Origin of the sequence: Acidilutibacter cellobiosedens (assembly GCF_004103715.1) — a bacterium.
Taxonomy (GTDB): domain Bacteria; phylum Bacillota; class Clostridia; order Tissierellales; family Acidilutibacteraceae; genus Acidilutibacter; species Acidilutibacter cellobiosedens.
Genome location: NZ_CP035282.1, coordinates 1900589 through 1926967, shown reverse-complemented (window position 1 = coordinate 1926967; position 26379 = coordinate 1900589). Strand labels below are relative to the sequence as shown.

Sequence of the window (26379 nt, the reverse complement as noted above, 5' to 3'; positions counted from 1 at the left end):
GGGTTATGGATATATTCAGAATTGTAGGAATAGGCCTTATAGCTACAGTAATAATAGTAGTACTTAAAGGTATAAGACCTGAATATGCATTACTTGTAAGTGTAGCTACAGGTATTATTATATTTTCCATGGTTATTGACAAACTTTTTAATGTTGTACAAGTATTAAGTAATTTAGCCCAAAGAGCGAATGTGGATTTTGCATATTTTACAACAATTTTAAAAATCATAGGAATATCTTACGTAGTTGAATTTGGAGCTCAGATTTCTAAAGATGCCGGAGAAGAAAATATTGCAAATAAAATTGAACTGGGAGGAAAAGTAATAATAATGGTTATATCAATGCCCATATTTATAGCTCTTATGGATATGATTATAAAAATTTTTCCTTAAAGGTGGATTTTATGAAAAAAAACAAAAGTTTATTTTTAATATTTTTATTGTTGCTAATCCCTCAAATAAGTTTCTGTAGTGAGGTTGAAGATGAAATACACGAGGAAAATAAAAGTTTAATTGAAGAACAGTTTGACAAATTGAATTTAAGCGGAATAGAAAATTTTCTTGATAATTTGGATAAAACCACTTATGATTATTTTCCCAAAATCAGCCTTAAAGAATTTATATTATCTATGATAAAGGGAGAAAACCGAATAGATGGCAAGTCGATTCTTATAGGTATATTGAAGATTTTTTTAAAGGAGGTCTTAGCAAATATTACAATTCTAATAAATATATTATCTATAGTGATAATATCGGGCATCCTTACTAATCTTCAAAGTTCTTTTGAAACAAATAATGTCAGTAAACTTGCTTATTTTGTTTCTTATATGGTTATTTCAATAATACTGATACGAAGCTTCAGCATATCATTATCTATAGGCAAGGAAGCGGTAGATAACATGGTAAATTTCATGGAAATTATGCTTCCTCCCATGTTGGGCTTGCTAATAGCAGTTGGGGGAACCACCACAAGTGTAATGTTTAATCCCTTGATAATTGGGACTGTAAATATCGTAGGAACTGTGATAAGAGGAATAATATTTCCGCTGATATTCTTTTCATTTATTATAGGTTTGTTAAGCAAAATATCGGACAAAATTCAGTTCGGAAGATTGGCTGAGCTTATAAGAGGTGCTGCAGTAACGATAATTGGCATTGCATTAACGGTTTTTATAGGAGTTATATCAATGTATGGGGTAGCTTCCAAGGTTGATGGTGTAACTATAAGGACTGCTAAATTTGCGGTAGATAAATTCATACCAATAATAGGGAAATTTCTTTCGGATGCTGTGGAAACTGTGGTAGGATGTTCTGCAATACTTAAGAATGCGGTAGGCGTAATAGGGTTATTTGCATTATTTTTAATATGTATAATACCGGTCATGAAGATAATTTCCATAATATTTTTATATAAATTGACAATAGCTATTATCGAACCAATATCAGGTCAGAAAGAAATTGAATGTTTAAATGAGGTAAGTAAGTCTTTGACTTTAATATTAGCATCGATACTTTCTGTAGCAACCATGTTTTTTATAACCATAACTATTATTATAGAGGCAGGAAATGCTACTTTGATGTTAAGGTAGGTGGAAAAGTGGAATATATAAGTTTTTTAAAAGACTGGGCTGTAAATATAGTGATTTTATTTATATTAATATCATTCCTTGAGATTATTCTTCCCAGTGGAAACATGAAAAGATTCTTGGATATGGTAATAGGAATTTTAGTAATTATAGCAATTATGAACCCTATCATAAAGCTTTTAAATAAGAACAAGGATATAGATGTTGATAAATCCTTACTTACAAGTTCTGTTGAAACCATGAATATAAGCTATAAAGAAAATGATGATTTGTTGGCAGCTCAAAAAGAACAGGTGATAACTGCATATAAAAATAAGTTAAAAAGAGAAATTGAAGAAATTATAAGTTCCAATACAAACTATAGCGTTTCGGACATTAAAATAGAGCTTCAAGAAGATGAAGAAAGGGAGGATTACGGGAATATCAAAAAAATAGAAATGGACATAAAAGAAGCTAAAGAAGAAAAAAAGGAAGAAGAGGGTGAAAAAAAGAATATAAAAATTGATGACATTGAAGAGATAACAGTTAGTAAAAATCAAAAGCCCTCTTCTACAAATAGAGAAATAATAGATAATAAAGATATTAAGGATGTAATATCCGAAAATTTTAATGTACCTTATGAGAATATCGTTTTATATAAAAATACTAAATTGGCAGGTGATGAAAATGAAATTACTAAATAAAATAAAAGATGAGTTAGAAAAAATGGGAAATAAAGAATATATAACTAAACTCGTCATTATACTAATTATTGGAGTAATGATATTGATAACAGTAAGTATGTTTACTGACAGTAAAAATAAAGGAAATTATAATTTAGGGGAAACGAATACGACAGATAAATCGAAGAGAGATTCTACGGAGGATTACGTGACAATATTGGAAAGAAAATTAGAAAACATCTTAAGCCAAATAAAAGGAGCAGGAGAGGTAAATGTCATGATTACATTACAAAATACTACGGAAAAAGTACCTGCAGTAAATACGACCAAGAATCAAGAAAATACAAGTGAAAAGGATTCCCAAGGGGGAGTTAGGGAAACACTTAAAGAGGATACGGTTTACGAAATAGTTACAAAAGAAAATGAAGATTCATTTATAACGTTGAAGGAGATAAATCCGGAAGTTAACGGAGTAATAGTTGTGGCCCAAGGAGCGGATGATGCTGTGGTAAAGGAAAAATTATATGAAGCGGTAAAAACCGTTTTGGGAATTTCAGGCAGTAAGGTAGATGTATATTCAAGTAATTAGGAGGGTGATATTAATGTTTTCAGTGAAAAAACCTGCATTTATTACTATTTTAGTTGTGCTGTTGGTATTGGCGGGATATTTAAATCATTATTTAACTCAGAAATCAGCAATTAAATCTTCTAATGAATATCAGAAATATGAAGAGGAAAAACTCGCAGAAGAAAATGAAAAAAACTCTCTTCAAACAATAAGTGAAGAAAAGGTTCAGGTTGTGGAAAGCGAAAATCCGGCAGATTTAATTGAAGACACCAATAAGAATATCGAGGAGTCCCTTACGGAAGAAGTAAGTGCCCAAAAAAGTAATTATTTTGTGGAGTACAGATTATCCAGAGATAAAATGAGAGCAGGATTAATTGATAAATTGAATGATATTGTAAATAATGAAAAAACAAAGGCCGAAACAAGAGATGAAGCTCAAAAAGAAATTATGAGAATAGGAGCTTTATCGGAAAATGAATTATATATAGAAGGACTGATTAAAGCAAAGGGGTTTGATGATGCTTTGGTATTTTTAAAGGAGGACAGTGCAAAGGTTGTAGTATCTGCAAAGGAACTGACTGAGCAGGATGTGGTAAAAATATTGGAAATAATTAAAAGTGAGACAAATCTGGATTCAGATAAGATAAAAATAATGAAAAAGGCATAGAATAGTTTGTAAAACTAATGCACATTTGGTATAATATACTGGAGGAGATTAAAATTTATGGAGGTGGATATTATGGCAGAAATTAATGATAAAGAAAAAAGCGAATATGGAAATGTTAGGATTGCTAATGAGGTAGTAGCTATAATAGCAGGTTTAGCAGCAACGGAAGTTAAGGGAGTTGCCGGAATGAGCGGAGGAATAACAGGCGGAATAACTGAAATACTCGGGATGAAAAATTTGTCCAAGGGTGTTAAAGTTGAAGTTGGAGATAAAGAAACGGCAATAGATCTTTTTTTAATAGTGGAATATGGTTCAAAGATTGGAGAAGTAGCAAAACAAGTACAGGAAAATGTAAAAGAAACTGTTGAGACTATGACCGGATTGAACGTAGTGGAAGTAAATGTAAATGTACAGGGGGTAAATATTCCTAAAGAACCTAAATTAGAGGAAGAACCAAGAGTAAAGTAAAAATTTACCCTCTGATCGTACAGAGGGTAAATTTAAATACTTTTAAGGAGGTAATATTATGAATATGCTGGATAAATTGATGTTGGCAATTTATACATTTTGCATTGGGATACTGTCTATTGTCCTTATATTATTTCCCTTTGATAATATATGGTTCCTGTCGGATGAAAACCTGAATGTATATTTGCAAAACATGAAGGGAGAATTTGTTTTTTCCGTTATTGGCGTTGCTTTTTTGTTGGCAAGTATAAGGTTTTTTCTTTTGGTAGTTAAGGGAAGAGAAAATGGCGGCGAAAAAGAAGCTTATATTATAAAATATAATAATGTGGGAGAAGTGAAGATTTCATCTCAAACAATAGAAGGATTAGTACAAAGCGTTGCAGATAAATTTAGCGGAATCAGAAATGTTAAAAATGCTGTTGATATATCAGAAGGAAATTTGTCAGTCAGACTTAAGGGGGAAGTTTCTTCCGAAATAAATATTCCCCAAATGTCCGAAGAACTTCAAAAAAAAGTTAAGGAACATATTGAGGAATGTACAGGTGTTCCTGTAAATGAAGTAAAAATAGAAATATCCAATGTTACAACTGCATCAAGAGTAGTAAAATAAAGAGCAGGGGTGTTTAAAAAGTGTTTAAAGAGATATTAGATAATATCGTAAATATTTTGAATACTAACCGAGGAAAAACTATAGGCGGGATAATAGGTTTTTTGATTGGAATTTTTATACTTACAGTGGGATTTTTTAAAACTTTGTTTATAGTATTGTGTATTTGCATAGGCTGCTATTTAGGAGGTAAAACCGACAAAATGGAGGCTTTAAAGCACTTTTTGGATAAATTTCTTCCGCAAGGTAAAAATAAGCAATAGTATATAATGTTTCTGCTAAAGGAGGATCATAATGGGAAGGAAATTGGCAAGGGAAGAAACGATGAAGTTATTATATCAAATGGATATGAACAATGATTATTCTGAGAGCAGTGTAAAAGATTTTATAGAAAACGGAGAACTTAATAAAGAAGAGAAAGAGTACATTTCTTCTTCGGCAGTTACTATTTTAAAGAATTTGGATACTATTGACAAGAATATTTCTCAAAATATCAGAGGGTGGAAAATAAGCAGACTTGCGAAGGTGGATTTGTCCATCTTAAGAATCGCCATATACGAACTTTTATACAGGGAGGATATACCTATAGAAGTATGCATAAATGAAGCGATAGAAATTGCCAAAAAGTATAGTACAGAAGAATCTTCAAAATTTATTAACGGAATGCTGGGAAATTTCGTTCGAACAATGGAGAATAGATAAATGGATAAATATTATGTTGGAATTGATACCAGTAATTATACTACATCTTTGGCTGTTATTGACGCTGGAGGAAACACGTTGATTGATTTAAGAAAGATACTTGAAGTGAAGAAAAATCAAGTTGGGTTGAGACAACAAGATGCAATTTTTCAGCATATGAAAAATTTACCTCTAATGATCGATAAGCTTTCAAATATAATTGATCCGGGAAATATTAATACTATATCCGTAAGTGTAGCTCCAAGAACAGTTAAGGATTCATACATGCCTGTATTTCAAGTAGGAAAAGGACAGGCATTTATTCTTTCTTCCATATTGAAGAAACCTTTAAAACAGTTTAGCCATCAGGAAGGGCATATAAGTTCGGGAATGTTAAATAGTCCTTTAGAAGATGAAAAAAGATTTCTTGCCTTTCACCTGTCAGGCGGAACTACCGAATTGTTATTAATTGACAATGAGAAAGATAATTTTGATATTAATATAATTGGTGGGACAAAAGACTTAAATATAGGACAACTTATCGATAGAATAGGAGTGGCAATGGGAATTAGGTTTCCTTGTGGGAGGGAATTGGATTATATTTCTCAAAAAGGAAAGAGGATAAATCTTAAGTTACCGATGAGTACTCATGGCACATGGGCCAATTTTTCCGGAATGGAAAATTATTTTAAAAAAATTTACGGCGAGAATATATATTATAGGGAAGATATTGCTAATACCCTATTCTATTGTATTTCACAATTTATTATTAGAATTGTTTTAGAAGCCTCCTATTTATACGATGTAAAATATATTTTGTTTATTGGAGGCGTTTCATCTAATTCAATAATCAGGGATGAACTTCTAAAAGGCTTAAATTATAATGATATTGAATGTTATTTTCCCAATACCGATATATGTACTGATAACGGAGTAGGAATGGCAAACCTTGGGAGAATAAAAAAGGGTCATGTTTGGGAGATATAAATATGGATATAAAACCTTTAAAGGTAAGTGAAATAAATTTTTATATAAAAAGACTTTTTCAAGGGGACCCGATACTTTGCAATGTGTGTGTAGAAGGGGAAATTTCTAATTTTAAACATCACTACAGCGGTCATATGTACTTTTCATTGAAGGATGAAAGTGGAAAGCTAAAATGTGTAATGTTTAAGAATGATAATCAATCCTTGAATTTTTCTTTGGAAGACGGCATGAAAGTTATAGCGTTAGGATATATATCCGTCTATGAAAGAGATGGGGATTATCAGTTATATGTTAGAAATATCAAAAAAAACGGAATCGGAGAATTATATGAAGCCTTTGAAAATTTAAAATTAAAATTAGAAAAAGAAGGTTTATTTAATATTGAAAATAAGAAAGCTATTCCTGCTTTTCCTAAAAAAATCGGAATAGTTACTTCATCTACGGGAGCTGCAATAAAGGATATTTTAAATGTAATTAAAAGAAGATTTCCCATTGCGGACATTATAATATATCCGTCTTTGGTTCAGGGAGAAAATGCAGCTTCAAATGTAATAGAAGGATTAAAGTACTTAGATTCAAGGAATGATATTGATTTAATTATTATGGGAAGAGGAGGAGGTTCTTATGAGGAACTGTTTTCCTTTAATGATGAAAACCTTGCAAGAATAATTTATAATTTAAATACTCCCGTCATCTCAGCGGTAGGCCATGAAAGAGATTTTACTATTGCGGATTTTGTTTCGGATTTAAGAGCTCCTACTCCTTCAGCAGGTGCAGAATTGGCTGTTCCCAAATTGAGTTTATTGAAAGAAGATCTGGAGAATTCCTATAAGAGTTTAAAATCCAATTTTCTATCTGTGATGAAGGGGAATTTTGTTCAGATGGAGTATATGGGAAAAAGGCTTAAAAATTCTAATCCAGCAAATGTCATCAATGATGATAAACAGTATTTGGATGGCATATTTAAACATTTAAATATTTTATTTACGGCAAAGTATAAGGAAGAAAAAAACAAGTTGGATTTATATAAGCATAAGCTGAATGTTTTGAGCCCTTTGTCATCTATAAAGAGGGGATATGGAGTAATATATGATGATAAAGGAATGGTAGTAAAATCTGTGGAAGAAATAAAAGTCGGAGATAACTTTAATGTTTTATTAAAAGATGGTATGATAAAAGGAAAAGTGGCAAAAATACAAAAAGGGGTACTTAAAAATGAATTTAAATAACGAATTGTCTTTTGAAAAGGCCCTCCAGGAATTAAAGGATATTGTAGATAGAATGGAAAGTAAAGATCTGACCTTAGAAGAATCTTTTGAAAATTTCAAGAGAGGGGTAGAACTTTATAAATATTGTTTTGATATTTTAAATAAAGTTGAAGGGGATGTAAAAGTATTACTAAAAGATGATAAAGGAAATATTTTGGAGAATGATTTTTATTTGGAGGACTAATTAATGGATTTATTACAAGAGATGAATAACTTGAAAGAAGTTATAGACAAAGAATTAAAAAACGTCATTAAAGAATGCAGTTATCAGAAAAAGATTGTAGAAGCTATGGAATATAGTTTGTTTACGGGAGGAAAGAGATTAAGGCCTATTTTGCTTTTAGAAAGTTGCGAGCTTTTTAAGGGAGAGTATGAAGATGCAATACCATTTGCATTGGCAATAGAGATGATACATACTTATTCATTAATCCATGATGATCTGCCGTCAATGGATAACGATGATTACAGAAGAGGGAAACTTACTAATCATAAAGTTTTCGGAGATGCATTGGCAATACTCGCAGGAGACGGTCTTTTAAATCTTGCCTATGAAACCATGGCTGAAAATATTATTAACAAAAGCCATACATTAGAAGATTACAGAAGGTATGTAAGAGCAATGAATGTTATAGCAAATGCTTCAGGAATATACGGTATGGTAGGAGGACAGGTAGTTGATATATTATCGGAAGGAAAGAATATTGAAAGAGACGAGCTTTTTTTTATGTATAAAAATAAAACTGCCGCTTTAATTCAAGCCTCATTGATTTCCGGAGGAATAATCGGAGGAGCAGGTGAAGAAGAATTAAAAAAATTAGAAGAGTACGGGTTAGCTATTGGCGTAAGTTATCAAATTAAAGATGATGTATTAGACTATAACAGCGGAGAAGATGATTCCAAAACCACTTACTTATCTTTTCATACCGTTGACGAGGCAAAAAAAGAAATTGAAGAACTTGACAATAATGCCATAAATATAGTTAAATATTTTGTGAATAAGGACAGAAATAGAGCTAAATTTTTTGAAAAATTTGCATATTATTTAACTGGGCGGAATAAATAATCATTTTATTATTGAAAATATAATTTTATTATGATATAATTTAAATGGCAAAGAAGTGGTACAGTATTCTAGTCAGTACAGCTATTTTTGAAAACGGGGCTAAAAATCCGTTAAAGGGCATATCGATGAAGTTCCTGGTTGAGGCTTTCGACGCCCAGTTGAGGGTCTTTTCTGGGAGTAAAAAGGATGGGGCGACTTGCAACGGCATGCAGGCGTTGACCCTGCCTTTGTGGAGACTTGTTATAAATACTATACAGTAATTATGACATGATAAACTTGTGGTTTTAATTGAATTACCGCATAGTAGCCTGCCTTGAGTGAAATAGGCGGATGATAAGTTCGATTCTACCTGATTTAGGCCTAAAATGTGTAGAATTATGTTATCGAAACCTAATTTGCAAAAGAGGCTGAGAAATAGGCTGACTGTCAGAGGAAAACTCCTAGACTGTTCAGATGAGAGGTATTTTAGGGATTACAGTGCGGACTAAATGGTAATCTAGCCTTGCTTTTGGCAACAGAGCAGAGATGGAATTAAAGGGAAACCACTGTTATGGCGACATGCAGTTTCTATCTGGGAAATCCAACTAGACCTTAAGCCGTAAAATTTACCTATTATACTGCCACTTTTATGGCTGATAGCAAGAGCTATCAGCTTTTTATTTAATATGGTCTTGGAGGTAAAATAATGGGGAAAAGAGGGAAAAAATTTTTTTCCAATGAATTTAATACTAAATGGATTACCTTTATATTGTTATGGACTTTTGGAATGTCTGTATTTTTTACTTTGATTTCAGAAAGTCTGTTAAAAGAGTTGAATATAATATTGGGTTTTTTACTCCTCGTAATTATAATACTTATTGGAATCATATTTGACATAATAGGGGTAGCCATTACTTCCGCGATAGAAAAGCCCTTTCATTCCATGGCTGCAGATAAAGTCGACGAGGCGGTATATGCAATAAAATTGATAAGAAATGCGGGACAGGTTTCAAATTTTTGTAATGATGTAATAGGAGATATATGTGGAATAATAAGTGGTGCCGTGGGAACTACAATTATTTATGAATTAATCGATATATATAGTATAAAACGGGGGACAATGCTTAGCGTTATTTTTACTTCTTTGATAGCAGCTCTTACCGTAGGAGGCAAGGCTTTTGGGAAAGAAATAGCAATTAAATATAAAAACAACATAATAATTCAGACTTCAAAGTTTTTTAAATTTATGGAAGAGAAATTTCATATTAATTTTCTTCCAGATTTAAAAAAGAAGAATAACAAAAAAGCTGATAAATATTAGGAGCGGTTTTATGATACAAAAAAGAATTGACGTTTTGCTGACAGAAAAGGGATTTGCTGACTCACGAGAAAGGGCTAAGAAGATTATTAAAGAAGGATCGGTATATGTTGGTACAAAAAAAATAGATAAACCAGGAGAAAAAATAGATGAAGACAGTGTTATAGAAGTTAAGAAAGACCCTCTTGTCTATGTTGGAAGAGGTGGTTTTAAACTTGAAAAGGCAATTAATGAATTTAATATAACTTTAAAGGGAAAGTCGGCTTTAGACATAGGAGCTTCTACGGGAGGATTTACGGATTGTATGCTTCAAAAGGGAGCAGGTATTGTAGTTGCCATAGATGTAGGTTATGGACAACTTGATTTAAAGATAAGAAATAATCCCAAAGTTATTGTGAAAGAGAGGACTAATATTAGATATCTAAAAAAAGAAGATTTAGATGTAGAAGGAGATTTCGCATCCGTAGATGTGTCTTTTATATCCCTTAGGTTGGTTCTTCCCGTAGTTAAAGAATTATTGAAAGGAGAGGGAGAAATGGTAGCCCTTATAAAACCTCAGTTTGAAGCCGGAAAAAATAATGTAGGCAAAAAAGGTATAGTCAGAGATTATAAAATTCATGAAAATGTTATAATAGGCTTAAGAGATTATTGTGACAGTATAGGAATGGGTATGTGCGGATTGACTTATTCTCCCATAAAAGGGAAAGAAGGAAATACAGAGTATTTATCGTTTATAAAAAAGGAATGGAAGACAGAAGAGGTTGTAGACAATAGCAGGATTAAGGAAGTTATTAAATCTGCTCATAAATTATTATAAAATATTATGATTAATTTCTGTACGAAGGAGGCAAACATGAAAAAGTATCAGCGACAAAGCAAAATTCTTGAACTAATTGAAAATTTTGAAATAGAAACCCAGGAAGATTTATCTAATTATTTGAAAAGGGCTGGAATTGATATAACGCAGGCCACTATATCCAGAGATATTAAAGAACTAAGACTTGTAAAAGTATTATCAAAGAATGGAAAATACAAATATGCATTAATGGAAGATAACAAGGAAGGGACTACGGAAAGGCTTATAAAGATTTTTAAAAGTTCAGTAATCGATTTTAATGTTGCCGAAAATATAATAATAATAAAAACATTGCCGGGAGCAGCTCAAGTTTGCGCTTCAGCAATAGATACTGCTAAAATTGATGGAATAGCAGGTTCTATTGCCGGAAATGATACTATATTTGTTGCGATTGAAAAAGAGGAAAAAACCGATTATGTATTAAAAATACTTACCAGTTTTCTTAATTAAATTGGAGGAGTAATATATGATTGTTGAATTAAATATTAAAAATTTTGCTATTATTGATAGCCTGAAGATTAATTTTTCTGAAGGGCTAAATGTTATAACCGGGGAAACCGGAGCAGGAAAATCAATAGTTGTAGATGCTATAAATTTAATTCTGGGGAGTAGAGCTAATAAGGATTTGATCAGAACAGGATGCGACAGAGCAATATTGGAGGGACTGTTTTATATTGAGAATTCCAAAGAAATCGATGATATTCTTGAAAAGTACGGCATTGAAAAGGAAGATAACAACTCCCTTCTTTTATCAAGGGAAATCTTTTCAACTGGAAGAAGTGTGTCAAGAATAAATGGACAAACGGTTACATTAAATATCCTAAATGATGTGACACAGAAATTAATTGATATTCATGGTCAACATGAACATCAGTCCCTGCTGAATGTAGGAAGTTACATAAAGTTGATAGATGATTTCGGCGACGATAAATTTAATATTTTAAAGAAAAAAATCAGTGAAGAATATAATCAAATTGTTTCTTTAAAGGGAGAGCTTAAAAAGCTTTCAATTGATTCAAAAGAAAAGGATAGAGAAATAGATTTATTAAAATATGAAATAGAGGAGATAGATAGTGCTAAACTTTCTGATGGAGAAGAAAAGAAAGTATATGATGAGTACAATAAAATGTCCAATATTAAAAATATTTCCTTAAATGTAGGAGAGATTATAAATATACTGGATTCGGAAGACTATAACAGCATTTCCGTATCGGATGGAATCAATAAGAGTATAAGTCTGATGAATTCGGTAAAGAGATATGATGAAGATTTAAATCAATATTCATCAGCTTTGGAAAATGTAAACTTTGAAATCCAGGACATTTCAAGAGGACTTAAAAATTATATTGAAAATACCGAATTCGATGAAGAAAGGCTTGCATTTTTAGAAGAAAGGCTGAATCTCATATATAAAATAAAGAAAAAATATGGGAACAGTTTAGAGGAAATACTTAATTATAAAAACAGTATCTCGGAAAGACTTTATCAACTGATTAATAATGAAAAGGAAATAGAGAGAATAAATAAAAAAATAGAGGAAACGGAAAATGAACTAAATAAAAATTCAACCATTTTATCGGAAATGAGAAAAAAAATAGCTAAAAAATTAGAATCGGATATTTCAAAGGAACTTCATACATTGAATATAAAAAATTCTATATTTAAAATAAATTTTAAAAAAATGAAGTATTATGGAGAAGAGGGATTTGATATAATTGAATTTTTAATTTCAACTAATTTGGGAGAAGAATTGAAACCATTATCAAAAATAGTTTCCGGAGGAGAAATGTCAAGAATAATGCTTGCATTTAAAACGGTCATTGCAAAATACGACAGAATACCTTGTTTAATTTTTGATGAAATAGATGCTGGGATCAGCGGAAGAACGGCACAAATAGTAGGAGAAAAGATTTATAAAATATCAAAAGGACGTCAAGTAATATGTATTTCTCATTTACCTCAGATTGCCGCATTAGCTGATACGCATTTTTCTATAAAAAAAGAAATCGTAAATGGGAGGACAAGCACAAAAGTTAAAATACTTAATTATGAGGAAAGAATAGCTGAAATGTCGAGACTTTTAGGTGGAGTGAATTTAACTGATACAACTAAGCTTCACGCAAAGGAAATGTTGGAAATGTCAAAAAAATTTAAAAAAATTACTTAGAACACTTTATAATTTAAAGTGTTTTTTTTTCCAAAAATTATTGTGCTTTACATATCAATAAATAATTACAGAGAATAATTAACTCTCAAAAAGGCTAAATTATATTTGCACAAAAAATTTTTTTTTGGAGGTGAAGATAGAAAAGGCAAGATTGGGAGAGTGATTTTTATTGACTAAACATTATAGACATAAAAGAATTTTCTGTAATTTTTTTCTGATTTTGTTTTTTATTTCCATTATACAATTAATCAGTGTTTACAGCTTACCGGTAGAAATAAATGTAATTAAAGGAGAGAATAAAGTTCTTGATATTCTTTTACCCTTTACCTTTGACGAAACAGAGTCAAATAATCAAATAGTTAAGCCGGTGAGTTATGAAAAAGATAATTCGTCTTTTAAAAGATCTTATAGTATAGATGGAATAGAAATAGGTAATACTGAGTTTCAATTTAAATTACTTGGATTAATACCTGTAAAAGATGTAAAAGTGAAAGTAATAGAAAGACCCTATTTAATTCCTGGAGGAAATTCCATTGGTGTAAAGTTAAATACAAAGGGTGTATTGGTAGTTGCAGTTGCAGATATTATAGGTATAGACGGTAAAAAATATAATCCTGCTAAGGATGCCGGAATAAAAGCAGGAGATAGTATAGTAAAGATAAATGGTCAAAAAATCAGAGATGCTCAACATGTGGTTGAACTTTTAAATGATTTAAAAGATACTCGTATAAAAGTAGAGATAGAAAGGAATAAAGCTAATTTTACAACCGAAGTAAAACCGGTAAAGAGCATGCAGGATAATTGCTACAGGCTGGGAATTTGGGTTAGAGATAAAACAGCGGGAATAGGAACATTAACATTTTATGACGAAAATACGAAAGTATTTGGCGCATTAGGTCATGGAATTACCGATATAGATACGGGCAAACTTTTAAGTGTGGAAAACGGCAAAATTATGAATGCTAAGATTTCTAATGTAGAACAAGGCAAAAAAGGAAGCCCGGGAGAAATAAGAGGAATATTCTATGAAACGGAAGGTACAATAGGAGATATAAATAAGAACACTTCCTTTGGTATATACGGAGATCTATACAATAATAGTCTGAGTAAATCAAAAGCTTATCCCATTGCATTTAAAGAAGAAGTTAAAGAAGGGAAAGCTTATATTTTAAGTACAATAGACGGAGAAAAAGTGGAGAAATTTGATATCGAAATAGTCAAAGCTTATAATCAAACAGTTCCGGAACAAAAAAGTATGATTATAAGGGTTACAGATAAGAAGCTATTGCAGAAAACCGGAGGAATTGTTCAGGGGATGAGCGGAAGTCCTATAATTCAAAATGGAAAGATAGTAGGTGCGGTAACTCACGTATTTGTCAATGATCCGTCGAAAGGATACGGATTATATATAGAATGGATGTTGAGACAGATAAAAAATAGTTATGATAATAGTGAATATTTAGAAATTAAAAGATAGGATTATTTTATCCTATCTTTTTTATAATATACTTTAATGTATACTTGACTTCAGGTGAGTTTCAAAAAAGGCTTCCTTTTTAATAAATTTATATATGATAAAGAAATTGTATATATAAATATTACAAAAAGCTATTTTAAATGATAAATAACTAAGAAAAATTCTAAAAATGAAATTTTAGAATTTTTCTTATTCATATTAGAATTTGAATTATTATAAAAAAAGTAATTTTTATTTACATATCAGTAATTTAAAAATGGAAAACGTTTATTAAAAAAAGAGGATTAAAAAAGGTATAATTGGATTTAATTTATTTATCATTATGATGTCGATTATTGTAAATATCGGATAAAAAAATGATTTAATGCAATAAAATATATTTTTTATAAAAAAATATAAAAAATTTTGTAAAAAATACAAAGAATTAAATCTTAAATTGTGTTAATATTATGAAAAATAAATGGGTTGCATTGAGGAGATGAAAATATAATGAAAAAAGGATTTTCAGCAATAATATGTTTAGTGCTTATTGCAGTTATGTTAGTCGGATGTGGAAATGGGGGAAATGATTCTGAAAAGGGAGAGGCATCTGATAAAAAAATTGCCTATTATGCTTATAGTACGGAGCCATATATAAATTTGGATCCCAGTGTTGAATATTCAAACGGAATAATAGTTTTGCAAAATGTGTATGAAACTTTAACGAGATATGATTATAAGACTCAGAAATTAAAACCGGTTATTGCAGAAAACTGGAAGGCCAGTGAAGATGGAAAGACATGGGTGTTTAATATAAGGAAAGGAATAACATTTCATGATGGTGAAGCATTGAATGGAGAAGCAGTAAAAAAATCTATAGAAAGAACAAAAAATATGAACCTTGGAGCGGCCTTTATTTGGGACAGCGTAGAATCAATAGAAGTTACAGGAGAGTATGAAGTTACGTTTAATCTTAAATATCCGGCTCCCATAGATCTTATAGCATCGGCCGGATATGCAGCATATATAATATCACCTAATGCAATAGATAAAGACAGTGAATGGTTTAATGAAGGAAATGATGCCGGTTCAGGGCCATATAAAATTATGAAAATAACGAAAGGTGAAGAAGTCGTTTTCCAAAAATTCGATAAATATTGGGGAGGATGGAAAGAAGGGCAATACTCTAACGCTGTAATCAAAAAGGTTGCAGAAGGAAGTGCCAGAAGACAGCTTCTTGAAAAAGGTGAAGCACTTTTTGCCGACAGGTTTTCAAATACGGATTTAAAGGCATTAAGACAAAATGAAAATTTATTGGTAGAAAATAAGGATACATGGAGAAATGTAATAGGATTTTTTAACACGGAAAAACCGCCTCTTGATAATGTGGATTTCAGAAAGGCTTTGAGCTATGCATTTCCTTATGAGGAAGCAGTTGTAGATGTGAGGGAAGGACAGGCAAAACAATCTTTTGGTCTTGTTCCTCCGGGACTTTGGGGACACGATGAAAGCATTCCTCAGTATAAGTTTGATTTGGATAAGGCCAAGGAATATCTTAAAAAATCGGGAGTAGACCCAAATGGATTAAAACTTGAGATGACTTTTACGTCAGGAACTGAAGCCTATAGAAATTTTGCCCAGCTATATCAAATCAATCTAAAAAAACTTGGTATTGATCTTGAGATAAGAGAAATGAACTGGGATAACGTGTGGGAAAAATCGAAGAATACGAATCCCCAGGACAGACAGGATATACTTGTTATGAACTGGTGGCCTGATTATGCGAGTCCTATAAGCTGGTTTACAAGTTTAGTAAAATCGGAAGAAAATATAACATTTAACCTTTCATATATAAAGGATCCTAAGCTTGATTCTATGATAGAGGAAGCAGAAAATTTAATTGCTACGGACAGAGAAAAAGCTGAAAAAATACTTGTGGATGTTCAAAAAGAAGTGGTTGATAAATCATATTTTATTAATATATATGATGATCAGTCAACATGGGTTGTAAATAAGAAAGTAAAAGGATTTGAGTCTAATCCTGCTTATGAAGGAGTAATATATTTCTATGATTTGTATACAGAATAAAATTTGAATCACAAAATTTTAAAATTTACCTGCTAATAAGATATTTCCCCTCAAAATAAAAACAGATGCAAATTTAAGATATTAAATAATTATTTGCATCTGTTTTTATAAAAAAATAAAGGGGATTGTGATGTGAAAGATACTTCATGTAAATCTAATATAATTTAATTAAAAGGGGAAAGGCATATGAAAAAGTACATTTTTAAAAGACTTTTGATGGGGCTGGTTGTGCTGTTAGGAGTAATAACCATAACTTTTATTATAGCAAGAATCGTCCCGTCAGATCCCGCTGCAAAATGGGTTGGCGCAAGAGCTACACCGGAACAGATAGAAAAAGCAAAGATAGAGCTGGGATTGAATAAACCAATTCCTGTACAGTTTATAAATTATTTAAAAGATTTGTTAAAGGGAGACCTCGGAAATTCTTTAAGAACTCATCAGCCAATAACGAAAGAACTGGCAACTTACATCCCGGCAACATTGGAACTGGTTTTGTTTGGTTTTATACTTGCAATAATAATAGGTATTCCTATGGGGATATATTCCGCGAAGAAAAAAGATAAGGCTATGGATCATATAAGCAGATTTTTTTCAATAGGTTCGGTTTCTCTTCCAACTTTTTGGGTTGCATTATTTTTGCAATTGATTTTCTATAGAAATCTTGGGATACTTCCTCTCGGAGGCAGAGTAAGTACGGAGACAACCATTTTTTATAATTTACCTCATATTACCGGAATGCTTTTGTTTGACAGTTTGATAACAGGACAGTGGGCAATATTTTGGGATGCCCTCACTCACATAATTCTTCCGGGCATAACTATAGCTCTTTATCCTATTGGGCTTGTGGCAAGAATGACAAGATCAGCTCTCCTTGAAGTTTTAAATGAAGATTATATAACGGCATCAAGATCTTATGGTATTTCGGAAAGAAAGGTATTGTGGAATTATGCACTTAAAAATACATTGGGGCCGACAGCTACGGTGCTTACATTATCTCTTGGTTATACGCTGGTAAATACCTTTCTGGTAGAAACGATATTCAGCTGGCCCGGATTAGGGAATTATGTTTCAACGTCGGTTGTGACTTTAGACTATCCGGCAATAATAGGGGTAACTATATTTTCTGCTACATGTTATGTAATACTGAATTTGATCGCAGATATAATTATAGCTATGGACCCCAGAGTAAGAGTATAGGAGAAGGTGTTGAAGATGGAAAAAAGCACAAATAAAAATGTATTTATAGAAATTATGAAACCTAAGGTAAAGGAATTAAAACAATCATTTTATTTATTACAAAAGAACAGACTTACTCAAATATCCTTTTATGTAATGATAGTCTTGTTCCTAATAGCTGTATTTGCTCCTCTGATAATACCGTATCCTTCTCATATATCTAATGAGGCTAATATAGCAGATAAATTTCTTGCTCCTTCACGTACCCATTTTTTTGGTACAGATGAACTTGGAAGGGATATATTCAGCAGAGTAATTTATGGGACAAGAGTGTCCCTTACTACGGCAGTTCTTTCTGTTGGACTGGCATTAATAATAGGAGTGCCTTTAGGTGCCATTGCAGGGACTGTCGGAGGAATGTTAGATGAAGTCATAATGAGAATTACGGACATATTTCTAAGTTTCCCACCTCTTCTTTTGGCAATAGCCATGGTCTCCGTTCTTGGACCAAGTTTAAATAACGCCATGATGGCTATAGCAATATCTTGGTGGCCTTGGTACACGAGACTTGTCAGAGGGCAGGCCATATCCATGAAAGAAAGAAAATTTGTTCAAGCTGCTGAAACTATAGGGACATCAAAATTTAAAACAATCTTTAAACATATAATACCGAATACGATTTCACCGGTTATTGTACAGGCATCAATGGATATGGGTGGAGTTATTATGACTATAGCATCCCTCAGTTTTTTAGGCCTCGGTGCCCAAGCACCGACTCCTGAATGGGGCTTGATGATAAGTACAGGAAGAAATTATTTCCCTGATATATGGTGGTACAGTATATTTCCCGGGTTGTCAATATTCATAACCGTGTTGACATTTAATTTATTGGGAGATGGGATAAGAGAAATACTTGATCCTAAAACGAGGAACAAATAAAGGAGGAACGGAAAATGGCTTTTTTAGAAATAAAAAATTTAAAGGTAAACCACCATACCTTTGAAGGAACAAAAAATGTATTGGATATAGAAAGTATAAAGATTGAAAAGGGTACTACTTACGGAATTGTAGGAGAAAGCGGATACGGAAAGACAGTATTGGCTCTTACCATATTAAAACTGCTTCAATGTCCGCCGGGAGAAATAGAAAAGGGAGAGATATTACTTGAAGGAGAAAATATACTAAATAAAAATCAAAAATATCTTGAAAGGGAAATCAGAGGTAAAAAAATCGCAATGATATTTCAAGACCCTATGTCTACCTTAAATCCCGTATTTACAGTAGGATATCAGATTGTACAAGTTATAAAGAAAAATAAAAATATAAATGAAAAAGAAGCGGAAAAAGAAGCCGTAAAAGTACTTGAAATAGTAAAGCTGGCAGACCCTGAGAATATAATGAAAAAATATCCTCACCAGTTGAGCGGAGGACAGAGGCAGAGAATAATAATAGCCTTGGCTCTTTCCTGCGGAGCCGAACTTTTAATTGCAGATGAACCCACAAGAAATTTGGATGTTACTATTCAGGCAAGTATATTAAAACTATTGAAAGAACTTCAGGAAAAATTTAATATGACGGTACTTTTTATAGCAAATAATTTGAGCTTGGTTTCTGCATTTTGTGATAATATTGGAATTTTATATAAAGGGAAAATAATAGAACAGGGAAGGACATCTGAAATAATAGACAGTCCGAAAGAGCATTACACGAAACAATTGATTGAGGCAGTAAAATCTAAGAAGAAAAGAACAGAACAAATAAATGATAATGAAGTAATACTTGAAGTTAAAAATCTAAAGAAGTACTTTGAAGTTAAAAATGAGTTAAGCAAGAAAAAGGTGCTGAAGCTAAAAGCAGTTGATGATGTGAGCTTTGAATTAAGAAAAGGTGAAGTTTTAGGCATAGTTGGAGAATCGGGCTGTGGTAAATCCACCCTTGTAAATACCATATTGAAGCTCTTTGAGCCTACAGGAGGAAAAGTTATATTTGAAGGAGAGGATATATACAGCTTAGACAAAAAAAGCATAAGAAATATAAGGAAGGATATACAAATAGTATTTCAGGATCCCTATTGGTCTTTAAATCCAAGATGGCTTGTTAAAGATATAATTTCAGAACCTATAGATGTTCATGAACATCTTAACAGCATAGAAAAATTGGAAAGAGTAGATGCTCTGTTAAAGATGGTTGGATTAAAAGAAGATGCGGCATTTAAATATCCTCATGAATTCAGTGGCGGAGAAAGACAGAGAATAGCAATTGCGCGATCCTTAGCTTCCGAACCAAAGCTTGTCATCCTTGATGAGCCTACATCGTCGATAGATGTGTTTTCTCAGGCACAGATATTGGAGCTATTAAGGAATCTGAAAGATAAATTTGAGCTTACAAATATTCTTATATCTCACGATCTCGGCGTAGTCAATCAGATGTCAAATAAAATAGCAGTTATGTACCTTGGAAAAATCGTGGAATTTGGGACAGCAGATAAAATATTTGAATTTCCTCAACATCCTTATACAAAAGCTTTATTCAATTCCATACCGAAACTTGGTAAAGAAGGAATAGAATCATTGGTTACTTTGGAAGGCAATATACCGAGTCCCATAAATCCACCGTCAGGTTGTTCATTTCATACAAGATGCAAAAATGCAACAGAAGAATGTAAGAAAAGGAAACCGGCAATAACATATTTGGATAAAGAACATTATGTATCATGTTTATTATTTGAGGAGGGGCATAATGCTTAGACAAGTTATAGATTTATATGAAATTATGGATGATAAAAATGTTACAGGACAGGATGTAGTAGATGTTTTTAAAAATGAATCCGGTGATTTTGAATATAAAATAAACAGAGTGACTACGGACAAGGGAAGCACAGATTTTATATATATAAAAATAAAAGGTAGAAATGGAAAATCAATTGGTAAAAGTGCTCCTACCCTTGGGATAACGGGGACTCTCGGAGGTATAGGTGCAAGACCGAAATTAACCGGATTTGTTTCGGACGGGGATGGTGCTTTGACCGTATTGGCAGCGGGCCTTAAGATTCTGAGAATGAATAAAAAAGGTGACAGACTTGACTCCGATGTCATCATTACAACCCATATATGTCCTAATGCCCCTGTTGTAGATCATTTTCCCGTTCCGTTTATGGGATCATCGGTAGATGATGAAGATATAAATGAAAATTGCATATATGAAGACATGGATGCAATTATAAGTGTAGATACAACAAAGGGAAACGAGATTATAAATAATAACGGATATGCTATATCAAACACGGTAAAAGAAGGATATATATTAAGCGTAAGTAAATACCTTTTAGATATAATGAAAAGAACGACAGGCAAGATGCCGGTAGTATTTCCCTTGGCACAACAGGATATAACTCCTTATGGAAATAGGCTTTCTCATCTTAACAGTATATTGCAGCCTTCTACAGTTACAAAAGCTCCTGTATTGGGGATAGCTATAACAACTGAACTTCCTATAGCAGGATGTGCAACAGGGTCGACTCACTTGTTTGATATAGAACAGGCGGCAAGATATATAGTAGAAATAGCAAAAGAATTTCCTAAGAATCCAAATTTATTTTATGACCCTAAAGAATATAACATTATTAAAAGACTTTATGGCAGTCAGAGAAGATTTCAAACTAAGGGAGTTCAGATCAAGAAAAAAGTCGGATTGATTACTATGGGACAGGCAGCAAGAAGTGACATTACCGAAAATATAAATGATATACTTGAGCCTGAATTAGAGGTAATTTCCATAGGAGCATTGGATGGCTACAATTATGATGAAGTGAAAGAAAAATTTTGGCCTGCAAAGGGAGAACCTTTTATTGTGACAATAATAGGAGAAGACAAAATTGTTAAGATATCTGAAAATAGTGCATGGAAATTAGTCCAGAAAAAGATAGAAGAACTTGAAGAAAGAAATATAAAAGCATCAATGCTTATGTGTACAGGTAAATTTAAAGATTTCAATAAGAAATCCATGGTTTTACAGCCCGAGAAGATAATAAGGGCTACATTAGACGCAATTGGAGTGGAAAGAATAGGAATACTTGTGCCTGAGGAAGAACAGATCAGAGATTCATGTAAGCAGTATGAGAGATATAAGCCGATTATAAAGTCAGCAGAACCTTATGAAGATAAAAAATTTATTTCTGAAAAGGCAAAGGAATTTAAAAGTGAAGATGTAGATATCATTTTGATGGATTGTATGGGATATACGGAAGATATGGGAAATATAGTAGAAAAAGAATCCGGTAAAAATGTACTTGTGCCAAGGGTATTGGCAACAAGGCTGTTAAAGACTTTGGCTTGATATGGGAATTGAAAGATAAAACAGTTTTTGCTTAACTTAATTTTCAAATAAAAGGAGAAGATTGAAATGATAAAACTTACAAGACAGGATTTAATAGATATACTTTATGGTGCAACTATATTAGGAACCGGAGGAGGGGGAAGCTTATCTGACGGTATAAAAAAAATTGATGAGGCTTTGGACCTTAACAAGGAATTCATCCTTGTTGATTTTGATGAATTAGAGGATGATGATCTTATTGCTACTCCATACTCATGCGGAGCAATATCTCCCTTAACAGAAGAAGAAATAAAAAAATATGAAGGACTTCCGGTAACAGAAGAAGCTTCCCATGTTATTGCTCTCAGGGAAATGGAGAAATATCTCGGAAAGGAAGTAAAAGCAGTGATATCTACGGAACTTGGAGGTGGAAATACTGCAACAGCTTTTTATAGCGGAGCAATGGCGGGAAAGTATATAGTGGATGCTGACCCGGCAGGAAGGTCGGTGCCGGAACTTCAACATTCGACTTATTATTTAAACAATGTAAGTATTCATCCTATGTCCTTAGTAAATAAATTCGGAGAATCTGTCATAATTACTAATGTGGTGAATGACTTTAGAGCTGAATCTTTAGTCAGAGCTTTGGCAGTTGTAAGCCAAAACAGTATAGCGGTAGTAGATCATGTTGAACCGACAAAGACTTTGAAAAAAGCAGTTATAAGAGGTGCAATAACGAATGCTTTGAAAATCGGGAGAGCATATAGAACAGCAAAGGAAAATAATGAAGATATATCAGAAAAAATAGCGGACTCCGGCAAGGGAAAAGTAATATTTAAAGGATGTATCTTTTCCAATGATTGGGATACATTGGAAGGTTTTACTGTGGGAACACTTACAATAAAGGGAAGTGGTGAGTACAATAATGATGAATTTAAAGTATGGTATAAAAATGAAAATATAATAACTTGGAGAAACGGTAAATATGATGCGGTAGTACCGGATCTTATTTGTATATTTAACGAAGACGAAAAAGAACCATTATTAAATCCCTACGGAAAAGAAGGGATGAAAGTTTCCGTTATAGTACTTCCCGCGCCGAAAGAATGGACTACCGAAAAGGGTTTAAAGACTTTTGGGCCAAGGCACTTCGGGCATGATATAGATTGGAAACCGTATATATAAAGGAGAAAAGATGGAGATATTGCAAGTAACATTAACGCCGGAAGAATCAAAATATATTATAGCCCTTTCAATAAGAGAAGATAAAAGGATAAAGAAAGCTTTAGAGAAAGGGAGAATAGTGTTCAAAGGCGGAAGTACCGTTTCGAAAGTTTGCTATTTATTATGCGGAGAGAAGGTAAGTGTATGTGGAGTTGTAAGTAAAAGAGGAACAAAAATGAATATGGATTTCAGCGTTCCCCATGTAGCTATTTTGGAAGACGGAAAATTCTATGGCATTGATGATACTTTTTTTAGGGATATTAAAAATATAAAAAAAGATGATGTAATAATATGCGGGGCAAATGCAATAGATAATTATGGAAATGCAGCTATGATGGTCGGATCATCTCTTGGCGGAGAAGTACCCTATGCTCTTTCCAACTGGTATGGAGAAGGAATAAACATAATGATACCTGCAGGTTATGAAAAACTTGTTCCAGGAAATATTAATGATATAATAAAAAAAACAGGCAGATTAAAGAAAAAATATTCGTTTGGCATGGCAGTCGGTTTGGTTCCTCTGATAGGTGAAATAATAACGGAAGTAAGTGGAATAGAAAGGTTAGCTAAAGTAAAGGGAACGGTTATTTCTGCGGGAGGAATAGGTGAAGCTCAGGGAAGTATAACTATGGACATATCAGGGGAATCCGATGAGCTGGATAAAATCTATGAAATTATTTTAAAGACAAAACGTATGAAAAAAGATGATTATAATATATCAGAATGTAAATCGCCTAATGAGTATTGTAAGGATCATATTGCCTGTATATATAAAAGGATGAGTGGTGTTTAACTTTGTTTATAACAATATCTGATGCTTTAAAACTTCCTTCTTTAAGAGAAGGAGAAGTAGTTGCAGGGATCGGAGGCTTAAACAGAAGAATCCATAGAGTAAGTGTATGCGAGTGTCCGGATCTGCCAATAGATTTGGAAATAATAGGGAAAGAAAATTTGCTGTTTGTAGAAGGAGAATTTTTAATAACAAGTTTTTATGCATTAAAGGATTCAAGGGATATTCTTCTTGATACTATAAAATTATATAATAAATACAATTCGAGTGGAATTTGCATTGTAAAAAGATATTTTAAAGAAATTGATAAGTCGGTAATAGATTATGCAAATAAGGTAAATTATCCGATTATAATGATCAGAAGGGACATTCCCTATGCGGATATAATAATGGATGTGAGTAAAGCTTTATTGTCAAATCAGGACAGTCAAATAAATATATCCATTTTAAACGATATTTTAAACGAAAATAATACAAAAGAGGAAATTGTGTCCTTGGCCTATAGATTAAATCCGAGATTCTTGGAAAATATAAGCGTATTGTGCATATCATTTGATAAATATGATGAGAGTAAGGCTAAATATTTAATGTCCCTATTTGAAAACAGACCTGATACTTTTTTAACCTTGTACTATAATTATATTCTAATGTTTGTTTATTCTGATAACAAAATAAGCAAAGAAGAAATGGATAGAAATGTAAAGAGGATGGCTGCTATATTGGATTCACAGGTATCAAAATATAATATCGGAATAAGTAATTCCTTTGAAAAGTTGTATCAAATAAAAGCTGCAATCGAGCAGTCAATATCGTCATGTAAAGTTTCAAAGTTTGAGGGCAGTAAAACGGAGTTTTACAATCAGATAGGAACATATAAATTATTGATGACAATAAAGGAAAATGAAATCTTAAAAACATTTTATGAAGAATTTATGCAGCCTTTAATAGAATATGATTCAAATAAAAAAGGAGATCTTGTAAAAACTCTTCTACTTTATATAAAGCATAAGGGAAATATAAAGTCTATGGCTAAAGAAAGTTTTCAACATGAAAATACTATAAGATACAGAGTTTTTAAAATAAAAGAATTATTAGGATTTGAAGATAGAGAATTTGAGTTTTTTGAGAATATATGTATGATATACAAAATATCAAAAATTTTAAAAATGTAAAAGACAATATATCTTAATACAAATTTGATTTTAAGCAGGTTTCAAAGAAGGCTTCCTTAATTTATTAATATTTTAATTGGAGCCTTTTTTATAACCCATAGGAAAATCCAATTTTCATTAATTTATATTTTCCGTTAAATGGGTTTCAAAAAAGGCTTCCTTAGTTTATTAATATTTTAATTGGGGCCTTTTTTATAACCCATAGGAAAATCCAATTTTCATTAATTTATATTTTCCGTTAAATGGGTTTCAAAAAAGGCTTCCTTAGTTTATTAATATTTTAATTGGGGCCTTTTTTATATTATTAAAAACAAAAATGATTAAAATACTACATTATCATAGAAGGAAATTAATTTTGTTTGTCGAATACAAAATAAAGATTAAAATTAGATACAGAGGGGGTAATTGTATTGGGGAAAGTAAACATACTTATTGCAGATGACAATAGGGAATTTTGTGACATTCTTTCAGAGTATGTCAGTATGCATGAAGATTTTGAGGTGGTAGGTATAGCAAAGGATGGTCTTGAAGCAGTTGATTTAGTGGCAAAGAAATTGCCGGATGTGCTTATATTGGATATTATTATGCCTCATCTTGATGGATTGGGAGTTATAGAAAAAATCAACAGCATGGTTTTAGAAAAGTATCCCAAAATTATTGTCTTATCGGCGGTCGGTCAGGATAAGATAACTCAAAGAGCTATTGAGCTGGGGGTGGATTATTATATTGTTAAACCTTTTGACTTTGAAGTGTTTATTAAACGATTAAAACAAATAACAGGTGTTAATGTTGAAAAACCAAGTCAAAGGCAATATATAAATATACCTAAGCAAACCTTTGTAAATCAAGAAAATAAAAATATGGAGGCAAAAATAACAAATATTATACATGAAATCGGAGTGCCGGCACATATAAAGGGATATTTGTATTTAAGAGAGGCTATATTTATGGTTATAGATAATATAGAACTATTGGGAGCGGTTACAAAGGAATTATATCCAAGTATAGCAAGAAAATACAATACTACTCCGAGCAGGGTAGAAAGAGCTATACGCCATGCCATCGAAGTGGCATGGGGAAGAGGGAAAATAGATACCATAGACAGTATTTTCGGATATACCGTTCATACCGACAAGGGGAAACCTACGAACTCAGAATTTATTGCAATGGTTGCCGACAAATTAAGACTGGAACAGGAAATGGCGGAGAGCAAAAGTTAGTAAAATCAAGTTATAATCAGTAAACTTAAAAATTCAGAGACAGATATATTTATTTAAGAATCA

Annotated in this window: 28 protein-coding genes; all 28 read left to right on the top strand. The window is 32.2% G+C overall.

What is annotated here, in order from left to right:
* Nucleotides 1–5: 5 nt before the first annotated feature.
* The 28 genes from spoIIIAD (at nucleotide 6) to spo0A (ending at nucleotide 26316) form a co-directional block, all read left to right on the top strand.
* Nucleotides 6–392 carry a stage III sporulation protein AD gene (gene spoIIIAD / locus EQM13_RS09305; protein WP_071138609.1) on the top strand — a complete coding sequence of 129 codons (387 nt, stop codon included), beginning with the start codon at nucleotides 6–8 and terminating at the stop codon, nucleotides 390–392.
* An 11-nt stretch (nucleotides 393–403) separates the two neighbouring features.
* Nucleotides 404–1588 (top strand): stage III sporulation protein AE, encoded by a 1185-nt coding sequence (spoIIIAE, locus tag EQM13_RS09300; protein ID WP_071138610.1) that lies wholly within the window; start codon nucleotides 404–406, stop codon nucleotides 1586–1588.
* An 8-nt stretch (nucleotides 1589–1596) separates the two neighbouring features.
* The gene (spoIIIAF, locus tag EQM13_RS09295; protein ID WP_161567207.1) at nucleotides 1597–2268 is read left to right on the top strand and encodes a stage III sporulation protein AF; all 672 of its coding nucleotides are present in this window, start codon (nucleotides 1597–1599) and stop codon (nucleotides 2266–2268) included.
* Nucleotides 2252–2836 (top strand): sporulation stage III protein AG, encoded by a 585-nt coding sequence (locus tag EQM13_RS09290; protein ID WP_128752500.1) that lies wholly within the window; start codon nucleotides 2252–2254, stop codon nucleotides 2834–2836. The genes spoIIIAF and EQM13_RS09290 overlap by 17 nt, the downstream gene beginning before the upstream one ends.
* 13 nt (nucleotides 2837–2849) lie before the next feature.
* The gene (locus EQM13_RS09285; protein ID WP_071138613.1) at nucleotides 2850–3482 is read left to right on the top strand and encodes a SpoIIIAH-like family protein; all 633 of its coding nucleotides are present in this window, start codon (nucleotides 2850–2852) and stop codon (nucleotides 3480–3482) included.
* 72 nt (nucleotides 3483–3554) lie between these two features.
* Nucleotides 3555–3950, top strand: a complete 396-nt coding sequence (locus EQM13_RS09280) for an Asp23/Gls24 family envelope stress response protein (protein ID WP_071138914.1) — start codon at nucleotides 3555–3557, stop codon at nucleotides 3948–3950.
* Between the two features lie 58 nt (nucleotides 3951–4008).
* A complete protein-coding gene (gene amaP / locus EQM13_RS09275) occupies nucleotides 4009–4560 on the top strand; it encodes an alkaline shock response membrane anchor protein AmaP (protein WP_128752498.1) in 552 nt (183 codons plus the stop codon).
* Nucleotides 4561–4580: 20 nt separating this feature from the next.
* A complete protein-coding gene (locus EQM13_RS09270) occupies nucleotides 4581–4820 on the top strand; it encodes a DUF2273 domain-containing protein (protein ID WP_234958743.1) in 240 nt (79 codons plus the stop codon).
* A gap of 31 nt (nucleotides 4821–4851) precedes the next feature.
* Entirely contained in the window at nucleotides 4852–5259 is a 408-nt protein-coding gene (gene nusB / locus EQM13_RS09265; RefSeq protein ID WP_071138615.1) for a transcription antitermination factor NusB, read from the top strand.
* Complete coding sequence (locus EQM13_RS09260; protein WP_128752497.1) at nucleotides 5260–6225, top strand: tRNA (adenosine(37)-N6)-threonylcarbamoyltransferase complex transferase subunit TsaD; 966 nt, start codon at nucleotides 5260–5262, stop codon at nucleotides 6223–6225.
* Between the two features lie 2 nt (nucleotides 6226–6227).
* Complete coding sequence (xseA, locus tag EQM13_RS09255; protein WP_071138617.1) at nucleotides 6228–7454, top strand: exodeoxyribonuclease VII large subunit; 1227 nt, start codon at nucleotides 6228–6230, stop codon at nucleotides 7452–7454.
* Entirely contained in the window at nucleotides 7441–7677 is a 237-nt protein-coding gene (gene xseB, locus EQM13_RS09250; RefSeq protein ID WP_071138618.1) for an exodeoxyribonuclease VII small subunit, read from the top strand. The genes xseA and xseB overlap by 14 nt, the downstream gene beginning before the upstream one ends.
* A 3-nt stretch (nucleotides 7678–7680) precedes the next feature.
* Nucleotides 7681–8556 carry a polyprenyl synthetase family protein gene (locus tag EQM13_RS09245; RefSeq protein WP_128752496.1) on the top strand — a complete coding sequence of 292 codons (876 nt, stop codon included), beginning with the start codon at nucleotides 7681–7683 and terminating at the stop codon, nucleotides 8554–8556.
* Between the two features lie 44 nt (nucleotides 8557–8600).
* On the top strand, nucleotides 8601–8816 hold the full coding sequence (locus tag EQM13_RS09240) for a hypothetical protein (RefSeq protein ID WP_071138620.1): 216 nt from the start codon (nucleotides 8601–8603) through the stop codon (nucleotides 8814–8816).
* Between the two features lie 425 nt (nucleotides 8817–9241).
* Nucleotides 9242–9856, top strand: a complete 615-nt coding sequence (locus tag EQM13_RS09235) for a hypothetical protein (RefSeq protein WP_071138621.1) — start codon at nucleotides 9242–9244, stop codon at nucleotides 9854–9856.
* Between the two features lie 10 nt (nucleotides 9857–9866).
* Nucleotides 9867–10670 carry a TlyA family RNA methyltransferase gene (locus tag EQM13_RS09230; protein WP_071138622.1) on the top strand — a complete coding sequence of 268 codons (804 nt, stop codon included), beginning with the start codon at nucleotides 9867–9869 and terminating at the stop codon, nucleotides 10668–10670.
* A 36-nt stretch (nucleotides 10671–10706) separates the two neighbouring features.
* Nucleotides 10707–11159: an arginine repressor gene (gene argR / locus EQM13_RS09225; protein WP_071138623.1), complete on the top strand. Its 453-nt coding sequence runs from the start codon at nucleotides 10707–10709 to the stop codon at nucleotides 11157–11159.
* Nucleotides 11160–11175: 16 nt separating this feature from the next.
* Nucleotides 11176–12876 (top strand): DNA repair protein RecN, encoded by a 1701-nt coding sequence (gene recN, locus EQM13_RS09220; protein ID WP_071138624.1) that lies wholly within the window; start codon nucleotides 11176–11178, stop codon nucleotides 12874–12876.
* Nucleotides 12877–13045: 169 nt separating this feature from the next.
* The gene (gene spoIVB / locus EQM13_RS09215) at nucleotides 13046–14353 is read left to right on the top strand and encodes a SpoIVB peptidase (RefSeq protein ID WP_071138625.1); all 1308 of its coding nucleotides are present in this window, start codon (nucleotides 13046–13048) and stop codon (nucleotides 14351–14353) included.
* A gap of 489 nt (nucleotides 14354–14842) precedes the next feature.
* Nucleotides 14843–16420, top strand: coding sequence for an ABC transporter substrate-binding protein (locus tag EQM13_RS09210; RefSeq protein WP_071138626.1), 1578 nt, complete (start codon nucleotides 14843–14845; stop codon nucleotides 16418–16420).
* 186 nt (nucleotides 16421–16606) lie between these two features.
* Nucleotides 16607–17617, top strand: a complete 1011-nt coding sequence (locus EQM13_RS09205; protein WP_071138627.1) for an ABC transporter permease — start codon at nucleotides 16607–16609, stop codon at nucleotides 17615–17617.
* 15 nt (nucleotides 17618–17632) lie between these two features.
* Entirely contained in the window at nucleotides 17633–18535 is a 903-nt protein-coding gene (gene nikC / locus EQM13_RS09200) for a nickel transporter permease (protein ID WP_071138628.1), read from the top strand.
* 14 nt (nucleotides 18536–18549) lie between these two features.
* Nucleotides 18550–20343: a dipeptide ABC transporter ATP-binding protein gene (locus EQM13_RS09195; protein ID WP_071138629.1), complete on the top strand. Its 1794-nt coding sequence runs from the start codon at nucleotides 18550–18552 to the stop codon at nucleotides 20341–20343.
* Entirely contained in the window at nucleotides 20336–21931 is a 1596-nt protein-coding gene (locus EQM13_RS09190; RefSeq protein ID WP_240662913.1) for an AroM family protein, read from the top strand. The genes EQM13_RS09195 and EQM13_RS09190 overlap by 8 nt, the downstream gene beginning before the upstream one ends.
* A 66-nt stretch (nucleotides 21932–21997) precedes the next feature.
* Entirely contained in the window at nucleotides 21998–23095 is a 1098-nt protein-coding gene (locus tag EQM13_RS09185) for a DUF917 domain-containing protein (RefSeq protein WP_128752494.1), read from the top strand.
* Nucleotides 23096–23105: 10 nt separating this feature from the next.
* Nucleotides 23106–23927, top strand: a complete 822-nt coding sequence (locus EQM13_RS09180; protein ID WP_071138632.1) for a hypothetical protein — start codon at nucleotides 23106–23108, stop codon at nucleotides 23925–23927.
* Between the two features lie 2 nt (nucleotides 23928–23929).
* Nucleotides 23930–25096: a PucR family transcriptional regulator gene (locus tag EQM13_RS09175; RefSeq protein WP_128752493.1), complete on the top strand. Its 1167-nt coding sequence runs from the start codon at nucleotides 23930–23932 to the stop codon at nucleotides 25094–25096.
* A 410-nt stretch (nucleotides 25097–25506) separates the two neighbouring features.
* Entirely contained in the window at nucleotides 25507–26316 is an 810-nt protein-coding gene (spo0A, locus tag EQM13_RS09170) for a sporulation transcription factor Spo0A (protein WP_071138634.1), read from the top strand.
* Nucleotides 26317–26379 lie beyond the last annotated feature (63 nt).